Source organism: Helicobacter bilis ATCC 51630 (assembly GCF_000686565.1).
GTDB classification, from domain to species: Bacteria; Campylobacterota; Campylobacteria; order Campylobacterales; family Helicobacteraceae; genus Helicobacter_A; species Helicobacter_A bilis.
The window spans coordinates 1-3,567 of the sequence record NZ_JMKW01000092.1 but is presented as its reverse complement, the minus strand read 5'-3'; the positions used below and the strand labels follow the sequence as shown (position 1 = coordinate 3,567).

At 34.7% G+C, this 3,567-nt stretch carries 3 protein-coding genes; 1 reads left to right on the top strand and 2 read right to left on the bottom strand.

The window, feature by feature from the left end:
• Positions 1-698 precede the first annotated feature (698 nt).
• Together rpsI and rplM are read right to left on the bottom strand one after the other, a co-directional pair.
• Entirely contained in the window at positions 699-1,091 is a 393-nt protein-coding gene (gene rpsI / locus T368_RS0111060; protein ID WP_004084567.1) for a 30S ribosomal protein S9, read from the bottom strand.
• Positions 1,092-1,103: 12 nt separating this feature from the next.
• Positions 1,104-1,538, bottom strand: a complete 435-nt coding sequence (gene rplM / locus T368_RS0111055) for a 50S ribosomal protein L13 (RefSeq protein ID WP_004084569.1) — start codon at positions 1,536-1,538, stop codon at positions 1,104-1,106.
• Positions 1,539-1,881: 343 nt separating this feature from the next.
• Here rplM and T368_RS0111045 point away from each other — a divergent pair, with 343 nt between their 5' ends.
• The gene (locus T368_RS0111045; RefSeq protein WP_004084572.1) at positions 1,882-3,174 is read left to right on the top strand and encodes a citrate synthase; all 1,293 of its coding nucleotides are present in this window, start codon (positions 1,882-1,884) and stop codon (positions 3,172-3,174) included.
• Positions 3,175-3,567: the final 393 nt, after the last annotated feature.

The window sequence follows — 3,567 nt, the reverse complement described above, 5'->3', positions numbered from 1 at the left end:
ATTATCATATCATTATTTTTGTTGTAGAATCTTGCAATACCTTGTGCTTTATCGTCTTTGCATGGCGTTTTGGCTTTTAGATTCCCATTTTTATAGTATGTTTTCCACACATCCAGATTTTTTATCTTCTTCACTTTGACATTCTTTTAAATTATTTGCATATAAAAGTGAAAAAGAAGTAACACCGCATAAAATCATTGATAAAATCGCATTTTTACCATTAAACTTTTTGAATCCCATACTATCCTTAACTTAAAATAAAACTAGATTCTACAAAAAATATCAAGCAAAATATATAGAGATTAAAAGTTTCGAGTCTAAAATTTATTAGATTTCACATATTAGATTCTAAAATATGGAATCTAATATGTGTTTAAAATCCTTGCTTTTGTATATAAAATCTAAACAGAATCTACAACACAGATTCTATAAATTAGAAGTTTTCTTACGCTCAACATGACAAGTATTTAAAATCCTTTTTCATTAAAGTAATACAAATGCAAGCAAATTGCTTTTAAAAATAAAATCAAGCAAAACCCAATGTAAAAAAAACAATTAACTATTACCCTTAAAGATTCTAAGCAGAACAAAAAAATTAATTAAATAGACTTTCAAAGAAAGGAACAAGCTGTAATATCGAATCTTTGCGATCCATATATACAGCTCGTAGCAGAAAATGGAGAAAATATAAAAGAATCTTATCTTTTTGAGAATTGTGGGCTTCTTCTAGCTTTACGCTTACCATATTTTTTACGCTCTACAACTCTTGCATCGCGTGTAAGCAGTCCAGCACTTTTAAGCTCTTTGCGGAACGCATCTCTATCAAAGTTATTTAACGCTTTTGCGATACCACTACGCAAAGCTTCAGCCTGTGCAGAGTAGCCACCACCAAGCGTAATCGCACGAATATCTACTGATTTATCCTGCTTTGTAAGCACAAGCGGCTGCATAACCTTCATCTTAATAGAATCATGTCCGCCAAGCCACTCATCTAATCCCATATCATTGATTGTAAGTTTGCCTGTCCCACTGCTTAACCATACCTTTGCAATCGCAGTTTTTCTTCTTCCTGTTGCATAAACCTTACTCATTACATTCCTTTATTATGCTTTTTTAGAATCAGCTACTTGAGCTGTGTGTGGATGTGTAGCACTTGAATACACTTTTAGCTTTTTAATCATAGCACGACCAAGTCTTGTTTTTGGTAGCATACCTCTTACTGCAAGTCTATACAACTTTTCTGGTTGCTTCTCAAGCATTTCTGCTAAAGTCTTTGACTTTGTACTACCAAAATAGCCTGAATGTGTGAAGTATTTCTTATCGTCAAGCTTATTTGTGCCATTAAACTGCACTTCTTTTGCGTTGATAATAACAACAAAATCACCGCAATCTAAATGCGGTGTATAACTTGCCTTATGTTTGCCTCTTAGTAGTGTCGCTGCTTCAGCGATTAATCTACCAAATACCTTGCCTTTTGCATCAAGGACAATCCAATCTCTTTGGATTTCCCCCTGCTTTGGTGTTTTAGTGAGTTCCATAATTTGCCTTTAAAACATGTAAAATATTTTTAAAAACAGAATTCTAATCAGCATTTACTTAAATATAGCTTAATTTAAGTTAAATTTAATATTTAAAGTCCCAAGTGTATCTACTTAAAGATTTGTTTGCTTTGAATATACAAGCCAATTATGACAATAGTATGCAGTTTTGTAACATGTATATATTTGCAGTATCGATAATATACAATGTGCTAGAAAAATGCTTGAAAAAAAGATACAATGCAATCAATCTAGGGGTGTTATTGTGCGGCTTTATAGAATCTTTGTTGCACAAATGGGGCATTGCTAGACTATATAAGCTTTATTTACAGAAAGGATTAATATGGGTAAGAATACAGTAACACTCACAAATAATGAGACAAATGAAAGCTTTGACTTTGATTTGATCAATTGCACAAGGGGACCAAAGGCGATTAATTTTAGCAAACTCTACGAGACTGCAGGGATTTTCTCTTATGATCCCGGATATGGCAGCACAGCAGGGTGTGAATCTACTATTAGCTATGTTGATGGTAAAGAGGGGGCGCTGCTTTATAAGGGCATTCCTATCCAAGATTTAGTAGCAAAATATAGCTTTACAGATGTGTGTCGTTTGCTTATCACCGAAGATGGTTTGCCAAAGAATAAGGAAGAATCACAAGCTTTTGATCTTGAGCTAAGGCATAGGGGCTTTTTACATGAGCGACTAAAATCTGTCTTTGCTGCTTTCCCAGATAAAGCACACCCTATGGCTACGCTATCAGCACTCGTAAGCGTTTTAGCAACGCTGTATTATGACCATAAAGAAATGGACGATGAAGATGATTATCAAATGATGGCAAGAAGAATCATCGCAAAAACGGCTACAATGGTAGCATTTTGCTATCGTCATAGCGTTGGTGCGCCTTTCATTGAGCCAGATGTATCAAAAAGCTATGTAGAAAACTTTTTATACATGTTGCGAGGTTATCCGCATGGCAGATTCAAAAATACGCTAAAGGGTGAAGAAGGCATTGATGCAGTAGAGATTGAAGCCCTTGATAAGATTCTAACACTACATGCAGAACATGGACAAAATGCTTCCACTACAACGGTGCGAAATGTTGCTTCAACAGGTGTGCATCCTTATGCAGCAATCTCTTCAGGCATTGCAGCACTTTGGGGACCAGCACACGGCGGTGCAAATGAGGCAGTTTTACAACAATTGCGTGAAATCGGCGATGTTAAAAATGTAGATAAATATGTCGCTAGAGTGAAAGATAAAAATGATCCATTTAGACTTATGGGCTTTGGACATCGTGTGTATAAGAACTATGATCCAAGGGCAAAAACTCTAAAAGCCTTGAAAGATGATTTAAATAAACGCGGTATCAAAATGGATATGCGTTTGAGTGAAATCGCAGAAAAAGTGGAAGAAGTAGCATTAAGTGATTCATACTTTATTGAGAGAAAACTCTATCCAAATGTGGATTTTTATAGCGGCATTATTTTGACTGCCTTAAAGATTCCAACAGAGCTTTTCACACCTATATTTGTTTTAGGTAGAATGCCCGGCTGGTGTGCTAACTTGATAGAGCATGTAAAAAATCCATCAGTAAGAATCACACGCCCACGACAAGTTTATTTGGGGAAATAGCTAGAATCTAAAAAAGTGTCATGTTGAACATTAGCGAAATATCCAGCATGGAGTATAAAGAGATATTCCGTGCTTACACACTCAATATGACAAGAATTAGAATCGAACATGATAGTTTATCATGTTGATAATAGCCAACTTGTTTTTTGATTCCAGATTCAAGGATTGTTGTATTCTAAATAATTATTATATGTGAAATGCTCGTCATGTTGAGAAGCACGAAGCATCTAGCATTATAGAATCTAAATTTAAGCGATTTAAAATCTAATCATGCAGAATCTAGTAAATCTTAGATTCTTAAGATACATACAAAATATATCTGTGAAATACAAAAGATTCCCACTTTAAAAGTGGGAATGGAATGTTAATAATGTAAGGTTGTAAGACTGAACA

Coding starts and splice junctions, on each gene's coding strand:
- T368_RS0111045 (WP_004084572.1), top strand. CDS start 1,882: ATGGGTAAGAATACAGTAACACTCACAAATAATGAGACAAATGAAAGC.
- rplM (WP_004084569.1), bottom strand. CDS start 1,538: ATGGAACTCACTAAAACACCAAAGCAGGGGGAAATCCAAAGAGATTGG.
- rpsI (WP_004084567.1), bottom strand. CDS start 1,091: ATGAGTAAGGTTTATGCAACAGGAAGAAGAAAAACTGCGATTGCAAAG.